We start from the raw sequence: 18,909 nt of genomic DNA, 5'->3' as shown, positions 1-18,909 counted from the left end.
GATGTGCCATTGTCGGCAGATGACGACCAATAAAAAACCCGCCGTAGCGGGTTTTTTATCATCAGCAGTTTAGTGCTTTTCGAGATCGGTTTTGAAATCGCGTTTTTCATAACCGGTGTACAGCTGACGTGGACGGGCAATTTTAATGCCGTCGTCGTGCATTTCGTTCCAGTGCGCAATCCAGCCCACGGTACGTGCCATCGCGAAGATAACGGTAAACATGGAAGAGGGAATGCCCATCGCTTTAAGGATGATGCCAGAGTAAAAGTCCACGTTCGGGTAAAGCTTACGTTCGATGAAGTAGGGGTCGTTGAGCGCAATATGCTCAAGTTCCATCGCCACTTCCAGCAGATCATCTTTAGTACCCAGTTCACGTAATACTTCGTGGCAGGTCTCACGCATTACGGTTGCACGCGGGTCATAGTTTTTGTAGACACGGTGACCGAAGCCCATCAGACGGAACGAATCGTTCTTGTCTTTGGCGCGACGCAGGAATTCCGGAATGTGTTTAACGGTGCTGATCTCTTCGAGCATTTTCAGAGCAGCTTCGTTTGCGCCGCCGTGCGCCGGTCCCCACAGGGAGGCAATACCCGCAGCGATACATGCAAACGGGTTAGCGCCCGAGGAGCCTGCGGTACGGACGGTGGAGGTGGAAGCGTTCTGTTCATGGTCAGCGTGCAGGATCAGGATACGGTCCATTGCGCGTTCCAGCACCGGGTTAACTTCATATTTTTCACACGGCGTGGAGAACATCATGTTCAGGAAGTTGCCCGCGTAGGAGAGATCGTTGCGCGGATAAACGAAAGGTTGACCGATAGAGTATTTGTAACACATCGCTGCCACGGTCGGCATCTTGGACAGCAGACGGAAGGCCGCGATCTCACGGTGACGCGGATTGTTCACGTCCAGAGAGTCGTGGTAGAACGCCGCCAGCGCACCGGTAACGCCACACAGGACCGCCATCGGGTGGGAGTCACGACGGAAGCCATGGAACAGACGGGTAATCTGTTCGTGAATCATCGTGTGGCGGGTAACGGTAAGTTTGAACTCATCGTATTGTTCTTGCGTCGGTTTTTCGCCGTACAGCAGGATATAGCATACTTCCAGATAGTTGGAATCGGTAGCCAGTTGGTCGATAGGGAAACCACGATGCAACAGGATACCTTCGTCGCCATCAATGAAGGTGATTTTGGATTCGCATGATGCGGTAGAGGTGAAACCTGGGTCAAAAGTGAATACACCTTTTGAACCGAGACTACGGATATCAATAACATCCTGACCGAGCGTGCCCTTTAGCACATCCAGTTCAATAGCAGCGTCACCATTGTAGGTGATGTTTGCTTTTTTATCAGCCATTTACGGTCTCCTTAGCGCCTTATTGCTTAAGACTACCTGTTACCGGATTTGCATTCAAACTGCCTTTTAACGCTACCAGATTATTATTTGGCTCGCTGCTCTGATGAGAGGAAAAACCAGGGTACAGAGCGATGGGCGCTAGCAGGTACACATTGAAAGTACAGTCAAAACAGCAACAAATCAGGTTCTTAGCAGTCGGATTTTGTCAAACCTGCTATCACTAATAACTGTCCTGATAAATTCGGTCAACTTCATCTCACTGTTGCATAACTTATTTGCAGGTGAAAGATAGACCCCATAACTTTTGCGAATTATATCTCTCTTCTGATGAAGTTTGTAACAAGAATGTTTAACTTTTGTCAAATCAGATGATTAAATTTTAAAATAATGTTGTTATCGTGACCATGATCACTGTTCAGCATAAAACCCGACAAACTATATGTAGGATAATTGTAATGATTTTGTGAACGACCTATACTGCCGCCAGGTCTCCGGAATACCCTGCAATCCCGAGCCACCCAGCGTTGTAACCTGTCGTTTCGCATCTGGAAGCTGAGTTTTTGCATTACGCGCAGTTATAGAAAAGGACGCTGTCTGACCCGCAAGCAGACCGGAGGAAGGAAACTATAAGAACAGCATGTGGGCGTTATTCATGATAAAAAATGTGAAAAAACAAAGACCTGTTAATCTGGATCTTACAACGATCCGGTTTCCTGTTACGGCAATAGCGTCCATTCTTCACCGCGTTTCCGGCGTCATCACTTTTGTGGCGGTCGGTATCCTGCTGTGGTTGCTGGGCCTGTCGCTGTCATCCGAAGAAGGTTTCCAGTCCGCCTCCGCTATTATGAGTGGTTTTTTTGTTAAATTCATTTTGTGGGGCATTCTGACTGCGCTGGCTTATCATGCAGTTGGCGGTATTCGCCACATGCTGATGGATTTTGGCTGGCTGGAAGAAACTTTTGAGGCAGGAAAACGTTCCGCCAACGTGTCATTTGCAATTACTGTCGTGCTTTCACTTCTCGCAGGAGTCCTCGTATGGTAAGCAACGCCTCCGCATTAGGACGCAACGGCGTACATGACTTCATTCTCGTCCGCGCTACCGCAATTGTCCTGACGCTCTATATCATCTATATGGTCGGTTTTTTCGCTATCACTGGCGATATTACCTGGCAAGTCTGGACAGGCTTCTTCTCATCCGCATTCACAAAAGTCTTCACCCTGCTGGCATTGTTCTCCATTTTGATTCATGCCTGGATTGGCATGTGGCAGGTGTTGACCGACTACGTTAAACCGCTGGCTGTGCGCCTGATTCTGCAACTGGCTATCGTCGTTGCACTCGCGGCTTACGTTATTTATGGATTCGTTGTGGTGTGGGGTGTGTGATGAAACTGCCAGTCAGAGAATTTGATGCTGTCGTTATTGGCGCAGGCGGCGCAGGTATGCGCGCGGCGTTACAAATTTCCCAAAGCGGCCAGACCTGCGCGCTGCTTTCTAAAGTTTTTCCAACCCGTTCTCACACCGTATCCGCGCAGGGTGGCATTACGGTAGCGCTGGGTAATACCCACGAAGATAACTGGGAATGGCACATGTACGATACGGTAAAAGGTTCCGATTACATCGGCGACCAGGATGCCATCGAATATATGTGTAAAACCGGTCCGGAAGCCATTCTGGAACTGGAACATATGGGCCTGCCGTTTTCGCGTCTCGATGACGGCCGTATCTACCAGCGTCCGTTCGGCGGCCAGTCGAAAAATTTCGGCGGCGAGCAGGCTGCGCGTACCGCAGCGGCGGCTGACCGTACCGGGCACGCGTTATTACATACGCTTTATCAGCAAAACCTTAAAAACCACACTACTATTTTTTCCGAGTGGTATGCGCTGGATCTGGTGAAAAACCAGGATGGTGCAGTTGTCGGTTGTACCGCACTCTGCATTGAAACCGGTGAAGTGGTTTACTTCAAAGCCCGGGCGACCGTGCTGGCAACGGGCGGCGCGGGTCGTATTTACCAGTCCACCACTAACGCGCATATCAATACCGGCGACGGTGTCGGGATGGCGCTGCGTGCCGGTGTACCGGTGCAGGATATGGAAATGTGGCAGTTCCACCCAACCGGTATCGCCGGGGCAGGGGTGCTGGTCACCGAAGGTTGCCGCGGTGAAGGCGGCTATCTGTTAAATAAACATGGTGAGCGTTTCATGGAGCGCTATGCGCCGAACGCAAAAGACCTGGCGGGCCGTGATGTGGTGGCACGTTCCATTATGATCGAAATCCGCGAAGGTCGTGGCTGTGATGGTCCGTGGGGGCCACATGCCAAACTGAAACTCGATCACCTCGGTAAAGAGGTGCTGGAGTCGCGTTTGCCTGGCATTCTGGAGCTGTCCCGTACTTTTGCGCACGTCGATCCTGTAAAAGAGCCGATCCCGGTGATCCCAACTTGCCACTATATGATGGGCGGGATCCCGACCAAAGTAACCGGTCAGGCGCTGACGGTGAACGCGCAGGGCGAAGATGTAGTGATTCCTGGGCTGTTTGCGGTGGGCGAAATCGCCTGCGTATCGGTGCACGGTGCCAACCGTCTGGGCGGCAACTCTCTGCTTGACCTTGTGGTCTTTGGTCGTGCGGCAGGTCTGCATCTGCAAGAGTCTATCGCTGAGCAGGGCGTTCTGCGTGATGCCAGTGAATCGGATATCGAAGGTTCGCTGGAACGTCTCAATCGCTGGAACAACAACCGCACCGGTGAAGATCCGGTGACCATCCGTAAAGCGTTGCAGGAATGTATGCAGCATAACTTCTCGGTCTTCCGTGAAGGTGACGCGATGGCGAAAGGTCTTGAACAACTGAAAGTGATTCGCGAACGTCTGAAAAATGCCCGTCTGGATGACACCTCCAGTGAATTTAACACCCAGCGTGTTGAGTGTCTGGAGCTGGATAACCTGATGGAAACCGCGTACGCGACGGCGGTATCTGCCAACTTCCGTACCGAGAGCCGTGGCGCGCATAGCCGCTTCGACTTCCCGGAGCGTGATGATGAAAACTGGCTGTGCCATTCCCTGTATCTGCCAGAGACGGAATCCATGACGCGCCGTAGCGTCAATATGGAACCGAAACTGCGCCCGGCTTTCCCGCCGAAGATTCGTACTTACTAATGCGGAGACAGGAAAATGAAATTCGAGTTTTCAATTTATCGCTATAACCCGGATGTCGACGACGCTCCGCGCATGCAGGATTACACGCTGGAAGGGGAAGAAGGTCGTGACATGATGCTGCTCGATGCCTTGATGCAGCTGAAAGAAAAAGACCCGAGCCTCTCTTTTCGTCGCTCCTGTCGCGAAGGGGTATGCGGTTCAGACGGCCTGAACATGAACGGTAAAAACGGTCTGGCGTGTATTACGCCGCTGTCGGCGCTGGGCAACGGTAAGCAGAAGATTGTGATTCGCCCGCTGCCGGGGCTGCCGGTAATCCGTGATTTGGTTGTGGACATGGGGCAATTCTATGCCCAATATGAGAAGATTAAGCCTTACTTATTGAATAATGGGCAAAATCCACCTGCACGTGAGCATCTGCAGATGCCAGAGCAGCGTGAAAAACTCGATGGACTGTACGAATGTATCCTTTGTGCATGCTGCTCCACGTCCTGTCCGTCGTTCTGGTGGAACCCGGATAAGTTTATCGGTCCAGCCGGCCTGCTGGCTGCATATCGCTTCCTGATTGACAGTCGTGATACCGAGACCGATAACCGCCTTGAGGGGTTAAGTGATGCTTTCAGCGTATTCCGCTGCCATAGCATTATGAACTGCGTCAGTGTCTGTCCGAAGGGGCTGAACCCGACGCGCGCCATCGGCCATATCAAGTCGATGTTGTTGCAGCGTAGTGCGTAATAAAAGTGAGGGGAGTGCTGTTCCCCTTATCCTGACCCTCTCCCCGCAAGGGAGAGGGGAACATGCAGGAAACCTTTAAAAACCGCTGTAAGCAGTTGAAGAAATCGAAGCGTTCGTGGCAAGACAACATCATCGCAGCCTGAACGATGAAGATTAGGGCAGTTTTTAAAGGTTCCTTCGCGGGCCAACAAAGAGAAGAGCTCGCAAGTGAACCCCGGGACGTGTGCGCCCTGCCGCGCGCGTTGTAGTTATCCACGGCGAAGTAAGCATAACAATGCTTAAGGGATCACGATGCAGAACAGCGCTTTGAAAGCCTGGCTGGACTCTTCTTACCTCTCTGGCTCGAACCAGAGCTGGATAGAACAGCTCTATGAAGACTTCTTAACCGATCCTGACTCGGTAGATGCGACATGGCGTTCCATGTTTGAAGAGTTACCGGGCACCGGAGTGAAACCGGATCAATTCCATTCAAAAACACGTGATTATTTTCGTCGTCTGGCGAAGGATGCCTCACGTTACTCTTCCTCAATTTCTGACCCTGACACCAATGCGAAGCAGGTAAAAGTCCTGCAGCTCATTAACGCCTATCGTTTCCGCGGTCACCAGCAGGCCAATCTTGATCCGCTGGGACTGTGGCAGCAAGAGCGCGTTGCAGACCTCGACCCGTCATTCCATGACCTGACCGAGGCAGATTTCCAGGAGACGTTTAACGTCGGCTCTTTTGCCATCGGCAAAGACACGATGCAGCTTGGCGATTTGATCGCGGCGCTGAAACAGACCTACTGTGGCTCTATTGGTGCCGAATACATGCACATTACCAGCACCGAAGAGAAACGCTGGATCCAACAGCGTATTGAATCGGTTGCTGGTAAAGCCTCATTTACCACTGATGAGAAAAAACGTTTTCTCAGCGAACTGACGGCAGCAGAAGGGATGGAGCGTTATCTGGGCGCGAAATTCCCCGGTGCGAAACGCTTCTCGCTGGAAGGCGGTGATGCGCTGGTGCCGATGCTCAAAGAGATGATTCGCCATGCCGGTAAAAGCGGCACGCGCGAAGTGGTGCTGGGTATGGCGCACCGCGGTCGTCTGAACGTGCTGATTAACGTGCTGGGTAAAAAACCTCAGGACCTGTTTGACGAATTTGCCGGTAAGCATAAAGAGCACCTCGGTACGGGTGACGTGAAATACCACATGGGTTTCTCGTCCGATATCGAAACCGAAGGGGGGCTTGTGCACCTGGCGCTGGCGTTTAACCCGTCGCACCTCGAAATCGTCAGTCCGGTGGTGATGGGCTCTGTACGCGCACGTCTGGACCGCCTGGATGAGCCGAGCAGCAATAAAGTCCTTCCTATCACTATTCACGGTGACGCGGCAGTTACCGGTCAGGGCGTGGTTCAGGAAACGCTGAACATGTCCAAAGCGCGGGGGTATGAAGTGGGCGGTACCGTCCGCATCGTTATTAACAACCAGGTCGGCTTCACCACCTCTAACCCGCTGGATGCTCGCTCCACGCCATACTGTACCGATATCGGTAAAATGGTGCAGGCGCCGATTTTCCACGTTAACGCCGATGACCCGGAAGCCGTCGCTTTCGTTACCCGCGTGGCGCTGGATTTTCGCAACACCTTCAAACGCGATGTATTCATCGACCTAGTCTGCTACCGCCGTCACGGCCATAACGAAGCCGACGAGCCGAGTGCAACCCAGCCGCTGATGTACCAGAAAATCAAAAAGCATCCGACCCCGCGCAAAATCTATGCTGACAAGCTGGAGCATGACGGCGTTGCGACGCTGGAAGATGCCACCGAAATGGTGAACCTCTACCGTGACGCGCTGGATGCCGGTGAGTGTGTGGTGAAAGAGTGGCGTCCGATGAACATGCACTCCTTCACCTGGTCGCCATACCTCAACCACGAATGGGATGAGAGCTACCCGAACAAGGTAGAAATGAAACGCTTGCAGGAACTGGCGAAGCGCATCAGTACGGTGCCGGAGTCTATTGAAATGCAGGCTCGCGTGGCAAAAATTTACAATGACCGTCAGGCGATGGCCGCGGGCGAAAAATTGTTCGACTGGGGCGGTGCGGAAAACCTGGCCTATGCGACGCTGGTTGACGAAGGTATCTCCGTGCGTCTGTCCGGCGAAGACTCGGGTCGCGGTACGTTCTTCCATCGTCACGCGGTAATCCATAACCAGTCTAATGGCTCGACTTACACACCGTTGCACCACGTTCATAATGCGCAGGGGCCGTTCAAAGTCTGGGACTCTGTTCTGTCCGAGGAAGCGGTTCTGGCGTTTGAATACGGTTATGCCACCGCAGAGCCGCGCACCCTGACCATCTGGGAAGCGCAGTTCGGTGACTTTGCCAATGGCGCCCAGGTGGTTATCGACCAGTTCATTAGCTCCGGTGAGCAGAAATGGGGCCGTATGTGTGGTCTGGTGATGCTGCTGCCGCATGGTTACGAAGGCCAGGGACCGGAGCACTCCTCCGCGCGCCTGGAGCGTTATCTGCAGCTGTGTGCTGAACAAAACATGCAGGTCTGCGTACCGTCGACCCCGGCACAGGTTTACCACATGCTGCGTCGTCAGGCGCTGCGCGGTATGCGCCGTCCGCTGGTTGTCATGTCGCCAAAATCCCTGCTGCGTCACCCGCTGGCAGTCTCCAGCCTCGATGAACTGGCGAACGGCACCTTTATGCCCGCGATCGGTGAGATTGACGCCCTTGATCCGAAAGGGGTTAAGCGTGTAGTTCTGTGTTCTGGTAAGGTTTATTACGACCTGCTTGAACAGCGTCGTAAGAACGATCAGAAAGACGTCGCCATTGTCAGGATTGAGCAGTTGTATCCATTCCCGCACCAGTCGGTGCAGGAAGCGCTGAAACCTTATGCGCATGTACAGGATTTTGTCTGGTGCCAGGAAGAGCCGCTCAACCAGGGCGCATGGTACTGCAGCCAGCATCATCTGCGAGAAGTGATTCCGTTTGGGGCTGCACTGCAATATGCAGGCCGCCCGGCCTCCGCTTCGCCAGCGGTAGGATATCTGTCCGTTCACCAGAAACAGCAACAAGCTCTGGTCAATGACGCGCTGAACGTCGATTAATTAAAGGATAAATAATGAGTAGCGTAGATATTCTTGTACCCGACCTGCCTGAGTCCGTTGCTGACGCGACCGTTGCGACCTGGCACAAAAAACCGGGCGATACCGTCCAACGCGATGAAGTGTTGGTAGAAATCGAAACTGACAAAGTGGTACTGGAAGTACCGGCATCGGCAGACGGCATTCTGGACGCAGTGCTGGAGGATGAAGGCACTACCGTAACGTCCCGCCAGATTCTGGGCCGTCTGCGCGAAGGTAACAGCGCAGGCAAAGAGAGCAGCGCGAAATCTGACGCCAAAGAGTCGACTCCGGCTCAGCGCCAGCAGGCGTCTCTCGAAGAGCAAAACAATGACGCGCTCAGCCCGGCGATCCGTCGCCTGCTGGCCGAACATAACCTGGAAGCCAGCGCCATTAAAGGCACCGGTGTGGGTGGTCGTCTGACTCGCGAAGATATTGAAAAACATCTGGCGAAAGCACCGACGAATAAAGAAGAAAGTAAACCTGCTGCACCGGCTGCCGCACCGGCTGCGCCGCAGCTGGCGGGCCGTTCTGAAAAACGCGTGCCGATGACCCGTCTGCGTAAACGTGTGGCAGAGCGTCTGCTGGAAGCGAAAAACTCCACCGCCATGCTCACGACCTTCAACGAAGTGAACATGAAGCCGATTATGGATCTGCGTAAGCAGTACGGCGATGCCTTTGAAAAACGTCATGGCATCCGTCTGGGCTTTATGTCCTTCTACGTGAAAGCTGTGGTTGAAGCGCTGAAACGCTACCCGGAAGTGAACGCTTCTATCGATGGCGATGATGTGGTGTACCACAACTATTTTGATGTCAGCATGGCGGTCTCTACGCCGCGTGGCCTGGTGACACCGGTTCTGCGCGATGTGGATACTCTGGGCATGGCCGATATCGAAAAACGCATTAAAGATCTGGCAGTAAAAGGTCGTGACGGCAAGCTGACCGTTGAAGACCTGACCGGTGGTAACTTCACCATTACCAACGGCGGCGTGTTTGGTTCGCTGATGTCTACGCCAATTATCAACCCACCCCAGAGCGCAATTCTGGGTATGCATGCCATTAAAGACCGCCCGATGGCTGTTGATGGCAAAGTTGAAATTCTGCCCATGATGTATCTGGCACTCTCTTACGATCACCGCCTGATTGACGGTCGTGAATCCGTTGGCTTCCTGGTGGCGATTAAAGAGCTGCTGGAAGATCCGACGCGTCTGCTGCTGGACGTGTAGTGTCCTTTGCCCGGCGGTGTCATGCTGCCGGGTTACAAAAACGAACACCTGCATTGTAGGCCGGATACGTGTAGCGCGGTCCGGCGTAACAAGATTAATGAAGGATGGATAGAACACATGAACTTACATGAATATCAGGCAAAACAGCTTTTTGCCCGTTACGGTTTGCCTGCTCCTGTAGGCTATGCGTGCACGACGCCGCGTGAAGCGGAAGAGGCTGCGTCCAAAATCGGCGCGGGTCCGTGGGTAGTGAAGTGCCAGGTACACGCGGGTGGACGTGGTAAAGCGGGCGGTGTAAAAGTTGTTAACAGCAAAGAAGATATTCGCGCGTTCGCGGAAAACTGGCTCGGTAAACGTCTGGTGACTTATCAAACAGACGCGAATGGCCAGCCGGTTAACCAGATTCTGGTTGAAGCAGCGACTGACATCGGCAAAGAGCTCTATCTGGGCGCTGTTGTTGATCGTAGCTCCCGTCGCGTTGTGTTCATGGCGTCTACCGAAGGTGGCGTAGAAATCGAGAAAGTGGCGGAAGAGACCCCACACCTTATCCACAAAATCGCTCTTGACCCGCTGGCCGGCCCAATGCCGTACCAGGGGCGCGAACTGGCATTTAAACTGGGCCTGGAAGGTAAGCAGGTTCAGCAGTTCACCAAAATCTTTATGGGCCTGGCGACCATTTTCCTTGAGCGCGACCTGGCACTGATCGAGATTAACCCGCTGGTTATCACTAAACAGGGCGACCTGATCTGCCTCGATGGCAAACTGGGCGCTGACGGTAACGCGCTCTTCCGTCAATCCGAGCTGCGCGAAATGCGCGATCAGTCGCAGGAAGACCCGCGCGAAGCCCAGGCGGCACACTGGGAACTGAACTATGTTGCGCTGGAAGGCAATATTGGTTGTATGGTTAACGGCGCAGGCCTGGCGATGGGTACTATGGACATCGTTAAACTGCACGGCGGCGAACCGGCAAACTTCCTTGACGTGGGCGGTGGCGCAACCAAAGAGCGCGTGACCGAAGCGTTCAAAATCATTCTTTCCGACGAAAACGTGAAAGCCGTTCTGGTTAACATCTTCGGCGGTATCGTTCGCTGCGACCTGATTGCCGACGGCATCATCGGCGCGGTGGAAGAAGTGGGTGTTAACGTACCGGTTGTTGTTCGTCTGGAAGGTAACAACGCGGAGCTGGGTGCTAAGCGTCTGGCTGACAGCGGCCTGAATATTATTGCAGCGAAAAGTCTGACGGATGCAGCTCAGCAGGTTGTTGCCGCAGTGGAGGGGAAATAATGTCCGTTTTAATTAATAAAGATACCAAAGTTATCTGCCAGGGTTTCACCGGTAGCCAGGGTACTTTCCACTCCGAACAAGCGATTGCTTACGGTACGCAAATGGTCGGCGGCGTCACGCCGGGCAAAGGCGGCACCACGCATCTGGGCCTGGCGGTGTTCAACACCGTGCGTGAAGCGGTAGAAGCGACCGGTGCGACTGCCTCCGTCATTTACGTTCCGGCGCCATTCTGCAAAGACTCTATTCTGGAAGCGATCGACGCGGGCATTAAACTGATTATTACCATCACCGAAGGTATCCCGACGCTGGATATGCTGACCGTGAAAGTGAAGCTGGACGAAGCAGGCGTGCGCATGATTGGCCCGAACTGCCCGGGCGTTATTACCCCAGGCGAATGTAAAATCGGCATCATGCCGGGCCACATTCACCAGCCGGGTAAAGTGGGTATCGTTTCTCGTTCAGGTACTCTGACTTATGAAGCGGTTAAGCAGACCACCGACTACGGTTTCGGCCAGTCCACCTGCGTGGGTATCGGTGGCGACCCGATCCCGGGTTCAAACTTTATCGACATCCTGAAACTGTTCCAGGAAGATCCACAGACCGAAGCGATTGTGATGATCGGCGAGATCGGCGGTAGCGCGGAAGAAGAAGCGGCTGCTTACATCAAAGATCATGTGACCAAACCGGTTGTCGGCTATATCGCCGGTGTGACCGCGCCGAAAGGCAAACGTATGGGCCACGCAGGCGCAATCATCGCTGGTGGTAAAGGGACTGCGGATGAGAAGTTCGCTGCTCTCGAAGCCGCGGGCGTGAAAACCGTTCGCAGCCTGGCGGATATCGGCGAAGCGCTGAAAGCGATTATCAAATAAGACTCAATGCCCCTCGTTAAAAGGGGCTGTAATATGTTCGACATGGTTGGCCACTCTGAAAGGAGTGGCCTTTTTTATGCGCCGATTTTACGCACGCGGGTGTTTTCGCCGGTTAGCGTATGGCCGTCACGCCCCTGCGGGACCATCGGAGGTATGGCCTCACCAGTGCGTGTATCGACCAGCAGCGAATGCGGTTCACCCGGCGCAAACAGATTGCCTTCACCCCACTGTCGCAGCGCGACGATAACCGGGAAGAGCGACTGTCCTTTTGGTGTGAGCACATATTCCTGATACGCCGTGCCATCGGAAGCGGGCCGGGTGGTGAAGATACCCGCGTCAACCAGCTTACGCAGACGATCGGTGAGAATATTGCGTGCCATGCCCAGTCCACGCTGAAAATCGCCAAAACGCCGTACGCCGTCGAACGCGTCGCGGACGATAAGCAGCGCCCAGCGATCGCCGATAATATCGACCGAACGGGCAACCGGGCAGGGGTGGTGTGAGAATAGCGGTGCAGGAGACATAGTCGGGCCTTATGAAAAACATTCAGGTTGCATTTTAAAACTGGTTTATTTACCCTTCAACTAGTTTTCTTTTGCAACCAGGTGAAGCGATGAAGGAAGAGATGTGCAATATGCCTGTTGGCGCCGCATGCAGTGTCGCCCTGAGACCGGCAGCGATGCCGCGCAGTCTGGTCGCGTTGTTTGCTATCGCCAGCGGCCTGAGCGTTGCCAATGTCTACTATGCACAACCGCTGCTCGATATGCTGGCGCAGGATTTCGCCATCAGTCAGGCAGCCGTGGGCGGTGTGGTAACCGCAACGCAGATAGGCTGTGCACTGGCATTACTGGTGCTGGTGCCGCTCGGAGATGTTGTGGAGCGACGGCGTTTGATGCTATTGCAACTGCTGGCACTGATCGCTGCGCTCTGTATCGTGGTGCTGGCGCAATCAACAGTGGTGTTGCTGGTGGGTATGCTGGCGACAGGGTTGCTCGGCACGGCAATGACGCAGGGGTTGATTGCCTATGCGGCCAGTGCCGCTGATATCCGGGAGCGTGGCCGGGTGGTCGGGGCGGCACAGGGCGGTGTTTTTATCGGTTTGCTACTGGCGCGGGTTTTTGCAGGTCTGGTAAGCGATCTTGCGGGATGGCGCGCGGTATATGGCGCTTCTGCGCTAATGATGCTGGTACTGGTGCCCTTGCTCTGGCGACAACTGCCGCGCTTTAACGTAAGCCCCGAATCGGTCAGCGCAAGACAACTGCTGCTCTCGATGTTGACGTTACTCTGCACCGATCGCGTATTGCAAATTCGCGGCGTGCTGGCGCTGTTAATGTTTGCCGCATTTACAATTTTCTGGAGTGCAATGGTGCTGCCGTTAAGTGCGCCTCCTTATAGTTTTTCACATACTGTGATTGGGCTATTTGCACTCGCCGGTGTTGCCGGAGCCCTTGCTGCGACCAGAGCCGGACGCGATGCCGATCGCGGACATGGGCAGCGCACCAGTTTTTATGCACTCGTGCTGCTATCACTGGCATGGTGGCCCCTGTCACAGCTTGAGCATTCACTGGCGCTCTTATTACTGGGAATTGTACTACTGGATTTGGGTGGACAGGCGCTGCATGTCACCAGTCAGAGTATGATTTTACGTTCATCGGCGGCGCATGGGCGGCTGATTGCGCTCTATATGCTGTTTTACGCCACGGGAAGTGGGGCTGGGGCTATTGCGACCACTGCGATATTTGCTCGCCATGGCTGGCACGGTGTCTGTTTATTCGGAGCAGCTGTCAGTCTACTGGCGCTAATGATATGGGCGTTAACGCGGCATCTGATGCCAGACGTGAATTAATACAACAGGGGTGGTGATATGAGTGAACGGGAGCTACTGGCCGAGGCTGATGCACGCGGTTTACGTTATCTGGAAGGAATAAGCACGCGACGCGTCTTTCCTGATGCTGACGCTATCGCGGCGCTTAGCGCTTTTGATGAACCGCTGCCGCAGGCAGGGGAGTCCGCCGAACAGACGCTGGCGCTACTGGATGATATTGGTTCGCCTGCGACCACGGCGTCAAACGGACCGGGGTATTTTGGCTTCGTGGTAGGGGCGACATTGCCTGCCGCCTCTGCGGCTGAGCGGCTGATGGTCGCCTGGGATCAGTGTGCGTCGTCGTTTCTGAACTCACCGGTGGCTGACAAAGTGGAGCGTGTCGCGGGCCGCTGGGTTCTTGAAGCACTGGATTTGCCGCGTGAAAGCGCTGTTGGATTTGGCACCAGCGCAACGGCTTGTACCCTGGCGGCCCTCGCGGCAGCGCGCCGCGCATTGCTGGCGCGCGAAGGCTGGGATATCGACAACGACGGGCTGTCCGGCGCGCCGGAAATCAAAGTGGTGGTCTCAGAACTGGTTCACATTACGGTGAAAAAGGCGCTGCGTATTCTGGGGTTTGGCATGTCACGACTGATTGTTGCGCCAGTAGACGCTTTCGGGCGTGTTGACGCACAACAACTGCCGCCGCTTGATGCCCGCACCATACTTTGCCTGCAGGCAGGGGAGGTGAATACAGGCGAGTTTGATCCTTTTGCGCAGATTATCCCGCAAGCCCATGCTGCAGGGGCGTGGGTCCATGTTGACGGCGCCTTTGGCCTTTGGGCGCGAGCATCATCGCACCTGGCGTTGACGGAAGGGATTGATCTGGCGGACAGCTGGACCACGGATGCCCATAAATGGCTGAATACGCCTTATGATTGCGCGATGGTGATTTGCCGCGATCCTCAGGTGCTGGCCGGGGCGATGAACAGTGACGCGGTCTATATGAGTGCCAGCGCCGATGCGCAGAAGAACCTGACGCTGGAGTTTTCACGTCGCCCGCGTGGTATCCCGGTATGGGCCGCGCTACGCGTGCTGGGTCGTCAGGGCGTACGAGAGATGGTCGACAGACATTGCATGCTGGCGCGTGTTATCAGCGAGGGGCTGACCCTGCATGGATTTGACGTGTTGAACCGCGTGGTGATTAATCAGGTGCTGTTCCGTTGCGGGAGTGACGCGCAAACGGAGGCGGTACTGGCTGCGGCACAAGCCTCTGGCAAAGCCTGGTTTGGCAGTACCCGCTGGCAGGGAAGACCAGCACTCCGTATCAGCGTTTCTTCCTGGCGCACACAGCGGCAGGATGTAGATGCGCTGTTGGCATTACTGGCGAAAATTAGCGCAGAAAGCCAATAATCATAACCCTGAGGAATGTTAATAAAACGTTCCAGTAAAATTTTTACTTAGGGCTGTGCAACATTGCACGGCCTTTTTTATTGAATAATTACCTTATGGTGTTAAATATTTTTTCCTGTAAGTGAAATTATTGTGAAATTATTGAGATAAATAAAACCAGCCATTTCACATAATGGGGGCGGGTGTTTATGCCAGTTACGATGTGCTTTAGGGATTAAACGTTAAATAAGCGCGTAATTATTTATCTTCCGCGCCCGTTTGATAACTGTTACTTGCGTTAAGATATACATATCGTTAACACGATTTTTACTAAAGAAGCGCCGTCTCTACAAAATTAACAAAAAATGATGAAATTGATTTAAATCAATATTTAAAAGCTTGGAAATGGCGCTAAAAATAGTTAAATTGTCGCCGATCAAATTGGTTTAAAACTGCTAAATTCGGTATAAATTGATCACTGTCGAAAAACGTAAAACAAACCCAATAAAAACCTTTTTATTGTAAGGGGTTTGCGGAGTAATATATTCGAGAGATCAATTTGGGTTTTTTATTAACGTGGTTGTAACTTTTTTGAATCAGCATCAACGTTATTGCTGATGGTGATTTAAAAGTGCAACAACTTTGTATTGGGGCATGCGTGTAAACCTTCGCTGACGAGGTTTACTCTCGGAGTCTTCATGCGATGAGCAAGGAGTCATGATGTTAGATATAGTCGAACTGTCACGTTTGCAGTTTGCCTTGACCGCGATGTACCACTTCCTTTTTGTGCCACTGACGCTCGGTATGGCGTTCTTGCTGGCCATTATGGAAACGGTCTACGTCCTCTCCGGCAAACAGATTTATAAAGATATGACCAAGTTCTGGGGCAAGTTGTTTGGTATCAACTTCGCACTGGGCGTGGCCACCGGTTTGACCATGGAGTTCCAGTTCGGGACAAACTGGTCTTACTATTCTCACTACGTTGGGGACATTTTCGGTGCGCCACTGGCCATTGAAGGTTTGATGGCCTTCTTCCTCGAGTCCACTTTTGTAGGTCTGTTTTTCTTCGGCTGGGATCGTCTGGGCAAAGTACAGCATATGGCAGTGACCTGGCTGGTCGCGCTGGGCTCCAACTTGTCCGCGTTGTGGATCCTTGTAGCAAACGGCTGGATGCAAAACCCGGTTGCTGCAGATTTCAACTTTGAAACCATGCGTATGGAAATGGTCAGCTTCGCCGAACTGGTACTGAACCCGGTTGCTCAGGTGAAATTTGTCCATACCGTGGCCTCTGGCTATACCTGCGGTGCCATCTTCATCCTTGGCATTAGTTCTTACTATCTGCTGCGCGGTCGCGATATCGCGTTCGCTAAACGTTCCTTCGCTATCGCAGCGAGCTTCGGTATGGCTGCGGTGCTATCCGTTATCGTACTGGGTGATGAATCCGGCTATGAAATGGGTGACGTACAGAAAACCAAACTGGCGGCTATCGAAGCAGAGTGGGAAACCCAACCTGCGCCTGCAGCGTTCACCCTGTTTGGTATTCCGGATCAGGATGCGCAGAAAAACCATATGTCCATCCAGATCCCTTACGCGCTGGGCATCATTGCTACCCGCTCTGTTGACACGCCGGTTATCGGCCTGAAAGACCTGATGGTGCAGCATGAAGAGCGTATCCGTAACGGTATGAAGGCGTATCACCTGCTTGAACAACTGCGTTCTGGTTCGAAAGACCCATCCGTACGCGATGAGTTCAACAACGTGAAGAAAGACCTCGGTTACGGTTTACTGCTCAAACGCTATACGCCGAATGTGGCGGATGCGACAGAAGCGCAGATTAAACAGGCTACGCAGGATTCCATTCCTCGTGTGGCGCCGCTGTACTTCGCTTTCCGTATTATGGTGGCGTGTGGCGTGCTGATGTTACTCATCATCGCCGTGTCGTTCTGGACCGTCTGCCGTAACCGTATTGGCGAGAAAAAATGGCTGCTGCGTGCCGCACTGTATGGCATACCGCTGCCGTGGATTGCTATCGAATCCGGCTGGTTTGTAGCGGAGTACGGTCGTCAACCGTGGGCTATCGGTGAAATGCTGCCGACCGCCGTGGCGAACTCGACCCTGACCGCAGGCGATCTGCTGTTCTCAATGATCCTGATTTGCGGTCTGTATACCCTGTTCCTGGTGGCTGAAATGTTCTTGATGTTCAAGTTCGCACGCCTGGGCCCAAGCAGCCTGAAAACTGGCCGCTATCATTACGAGCAGTCCACTGTGGCTTCTCAGCCGGCACGCTAAGACAGGAGTCGTCAAATGATCGATTATGAAGTATTACGTTTTATCTGGTGGCTGCTGGTTGGCATTCTGCTGATCGGTTTCGCCGTCACCGACGGCTTCGACATGGGGGTGGGCATGCTCACCCGTTTCCTGGGTCGTAGCGATACCGAACGTCGCGTGATGATTAACTCTATCGCACCCCACTGGGACGGTAATCAGGTATGGCTGATCACAGCGGGCGGTGCACTATTCGCCGCCTGGCCAATGGTCTATGCCGCTGCATTCTCTGGTTTCTATGTGGCGATGATTCTGGTGCTGGCGTCCCTGTTCTTCCGTCCGGTAGGTTTTGATTACCGTTCTAAGATCGAAGAGAGCCGCTGGCGCAATATGTGGGACTGGGGCATTTTCATTGGTAGCTTTGTGCCGCCGCTGGTCATTGGTGTCGCTTTCGGTAACCTGCTGCAGGGCGTACCGTTCAGCGTGGATGAATATCTGCGTCTGACCTATACCGGGAACTTCTTCCAGTTGCTGAACCCGTTTGGTCTGCTGGCAGGTGTGGTAAGCGTAGCGATGATCATCACCCAGGGCGCAACCTATCTGCAAATGCGTACGGTGGGTGAATTGCATCTGCGTGCGCGTACAACGTCGCAGGTTGCCGCGCTGATTACCGCGGTCTGCTTCGTACTGGCCGGGGTGTGGGTGGTATACGGTATTGATGGTTACGTCGTCACTTCCGCGATGGACCACCATGCTGCTTCCAACCCGCTGACCAAAGAAGTAACGCGTCAGGCAGGAGCCTGGCTGGCGAACTTTAATAATATCCCGGCTCTGTGGGCGATCCCTGCGCTTGGCGTGGTGCTGCCGCTGCTGACCGTGCTGACTTCGCGTGCGGAAAAAGGCGCGCTGGCGTTTGTCTCCTCGTCACTGACGCTGGCCTGCATCATCCTGACTGCGGGTATCGCGATGTTCCCGTTCATCATGCCGTCGAGCATTATGATGAACGCCAGTCTGACCATGTGGGATGCTACCTCCAGTCAGATGACCCTGAACCTGATGACCTTTGTGGCGCTGGTCTTCGTACCGATCATCCTGATTTACACCGCCTGGTGTTACTGGAAAATGTTCGGTCGTATTACGAAAGAAGACATCGAAAGCAACACCCACTCTCTGTACTAAGTAAGGAGCTGATAATGTGGTATTTCGCATGGATTTTAGGAACGCTTCTTGCCTGTGCTTTTGGAGTGATTACGGCGCTGGCATTTGAACATGTGGAAGCGTTGAAAGCCGGTAAGCAAGAAGAGCATTGATGAACGAGATTATCGCGAAACTTTATGCGGTAATGGACAAGCGCCCGTTAAGGGCGCTTTCCTTAATTATGGCATTAGTGCTGGCAGGTTGTATCTTTTGGGATCCCGCACGCTTTGCTGCAAAGACCAGTGACCTGGAGGTCTGGCATGGCTTTCTGCTGATGTGGGCCGTCTGCGCTGGTGTGATTCATGGGGTGGGATTTCGTCCCCGCGCGGTTCACTGGCAAGGCATTTTTTGTCCGCTGATCGCAGACCTGGTTATGCTGGCTGGTTTGATTTTCTTCTTCTTTTGAATAAGAAATCTCCGCTTATGATATGGGCTTGCAAAAGCCCATATATTTTTACTCTCCGTTTACTTCTACCCATTCCAAACCATCTCCCCCGCGCGTATAGTAGCGAAGTTTAAAAGCT

Annotated in this window: 16 protein-coding genes; 14 read left to right on the top strand and 2 right to left on the bottom strand. The window is 53.4% G+C overall.

Features of this window, described 5'->3' with window-relative positions:
* Window positions 1–69 precede the first annotated feature (69 nt).
* A complete protein-coding gene (locus AAIG39_RS00185) occupies window positions 70–1,356 on the bottom strand; it encodes a citrate synthase (RefSeq protein WP_047371242.1) in 1,287 nt (428 codons plus the stop codon).
* Between the two features lie 637 nt (window positions 1,357–1,993).
* Between AAIG39_RS00185 and sdhC the strand changes: the two genes are divergently transcribed.
* The 8 genes from sdhC to sucD all read left to right on the top strand — a co-directional run bounded on the left by sdhC (window position 1,994) and on the right by sucD (window position 11,730).
* On the top strand, window positions 1,994–2,398 hold the full coding sequence (sdhC, locus tag AAIG39_RS00180; protein ID WP_249568675.1) for a succinate dehydrogenase cytochrome b556 subunit: 405 nt from the start codon (window positions 1,994–1,996) through the stop codon (window positions 2,396–2,398).
* Window positions 2,392–2,739, top strand: a complete 348-nt coding sequence (gene sdhD, locus AAIG39_RS00175; protein ID WP_041852082.1) for a succinate dehydrogenase membrane anchor subunit — start codon at window positions 2,392–2,394, stop codon at window positions 2,737–2,739. Before sdhC ends, sdhD begins: the two co-directional genes overlap by 7 nt.
* The gene (gene sdhA / locus AAIG39_RS00170) at window positions 2,739–4,505 is read left to right on the top strand and encodes a succinate dehydrogenase flavoprotein subunit (RefSeq protein ID WP_047371240.1); all 1,767 of its coding nucleotides are present in this window, start codon (window positions 2,739–2,741) and stop codon (window positions 4,503–4,505) included. Before sdhD ends, sdhA begins: the two co-directional genes overlap by 1 nt.
* Before the next feature lie 15 nt (window positions 4,506–4,520).
* Entirely contained in the window at window positions 4,521–5,237 is a 717-nt protein-coding gene (gene sdhB, locus AAIG39_RS00165) for a succinate dehydrogenase iron-sulfur subunit SdhB (RefSeq protein WP_041852080.1), read from the top strand.
* A 291-nt stretch (window positions 5,238–5,528) separates the two neighbouring features.
* Window positions 5,529–8,336 (top strand): 2-oxoglutarate dehydrogenase E1 component, encoded by a 2,808-nt coding sequence (gene sucA / locus AAIG39_RS00160; protein WP_343192925.1) that lies wholly within the window; start codon window positions 5,529–5,531, stop codon window positions 8,334–8,336.
* Window positions 8,337–8,350: 14 nt separating this feature from the next.
* Window positions 8,351–9,577: a 2-oxoglutarate dehydrogenase complex dihydrolipoyllysine-residue succinyltransferase gene (gene odhB, locus AAIG39_RS00155; protein ID WP_090081907.1), complete on the top strand. Its 1,227-nt coding sequence runs from the start codon at window positions 8,351–8,353 to the stop codon at window positions 9,575–9,577.
* Window positions 9,578–9,694: 117 nt separating this feature from the next.
* A complete protein-coding gene (gene sucC, locus AAIG39_RS00150) occupies window positions 9,695–10,861 on the top strand; it encodes an ADP-forming succinate--CoA ligase subunit beta (RefSeq protein WP_041852113.1) in 1,167 nt (388 codons plus the stop codon).
* The gene (gene sucD, locus AAIG39_RS00145; protein ID WP_343192924.1) at window positions 10,861–11,730 is read left to right on the top strand and encodes a succinate--CoA ligase subunit alpha; all 870 of its coding nucleotides are present in this window, start codon (window positions 10,861–10,863) and stop codon (window positions 11,728–11,730) included. Before sucC ends, sucD begins: the two co-directional genes overlap by 1 nt.
* Before the next feature lie 74 nt (window positions 11,731–11,804).
* Here the strand turns inward: sucD and AAIG39_RS00140 are convergent, their stop codons facing one another.
* Entirely contained in the window at window positions 11,805–12,254 is a 450-nt protein-coding gene (locus AAIG39_RS00140; RefSeq protein WP_090081902.1) for a winged helix-turn-helix transcriptional regulator, read from the bottom strand.
* 155 nt (window positions 12,255–12,409) lie between these two features.
* Here AAIG39_RS00140 and AAIG39_RS00135 point away from each other — a divergent pair, with 155 nt between their 5' ends.
* From AAIG39_RS00135 to ybgE, 6 genes are all read left to right on the top strand, one after another.
* On the top strand, window positions 12,410–13,576 hold the full coding sequence (locus tag AAIG39_RS00135; RefSeq protein ID WP_343193139.1) for an MFS transporter: 1,167 nt from the start codon (window positions 12,410–12,412) through the stop codon (window positions 13,574–13,576).
* An 18-nt stretch (window positions 13,577–13,594) separates the two neighbouring features.
* A complete protein-coding gene (locus AAIG39_RS00130) occupies window positions 13,595–14,944 on the top strand; it encodes a pyridoxal phosphate-dependent decarboxylase family protein (protein WP_343192923.1) in 1,350 nt (449 codons plus the stop codon).
* 699 nt (window positions 14,945–15,643) lie between these two features.
* Entirely contained in the window at window positions 15,644–17,212 is a 1,569-nt protein-coding gene (gene cydA, locus AAIG39_RS00125) for a cytochrome ubiquinol oxidase subunit I (RefSeq protein ID WP_090081898.1), read from the top strand.
* Between the two features lie 15 nt (window positions 17,213–17,227).
* Window positions 17,228–18,367, top strand: a complete 1,140-nt coding sequence (gene cydB, locus AAIG39_RS00120) for a cytochrome d ubiquinol oxidase subunit II (RefSeq protein ID WP_343192922.1) — start codon at window positions 17,228–17,230, stop codon at window positions 18,365–18,367.
* A gap of 14 nt (window positions 18,368–18,381) precedes the next feature.
* Window positions 18,382–18,498 carry a cytochrome bd-I oxidase subunit CydX gene (gene cydX, locus AAIG39_RS00115; protein WP_064572420.1) on the top strand — a complete coding sequence of 39 codons (117 nt, stop codon included), beginning with the start codon at window positions 18,382–18,384 and terminating at the stop codon, window positions 18,496–18,498.
* Complete coding sequence (gene ybgE / locus AAIG39_RS00110; protein WP_090081894.1) at window positions 18,498–18,791, top strand: cyd operon protein YbgE; 294 nt, start codon at window positions 18,498–18,500, stop codon at window positions 18,789–18,791. Before cydX ends, ybgE begins: the two co-directional genes overlap by 1 nt.
* The last annotated feature ends 118 nt before the right edge of the window (window positions 18,792–18,909 follow it).

Source organism: Phytobacter palmae (assembly GCF_039409775.1).
Classification (GTDB): domain Bacteria; phylum Pseudomonadota; class Gammaproteobacteria; order Enterobacterales; family Enterobacteriaceae; genus Phytobacter; species Phytobacter palmae.
Note: the sequence above shows the minus strand (reverse complement) of the source record. Positions and strands in the feature narration are given on the sequence as shown.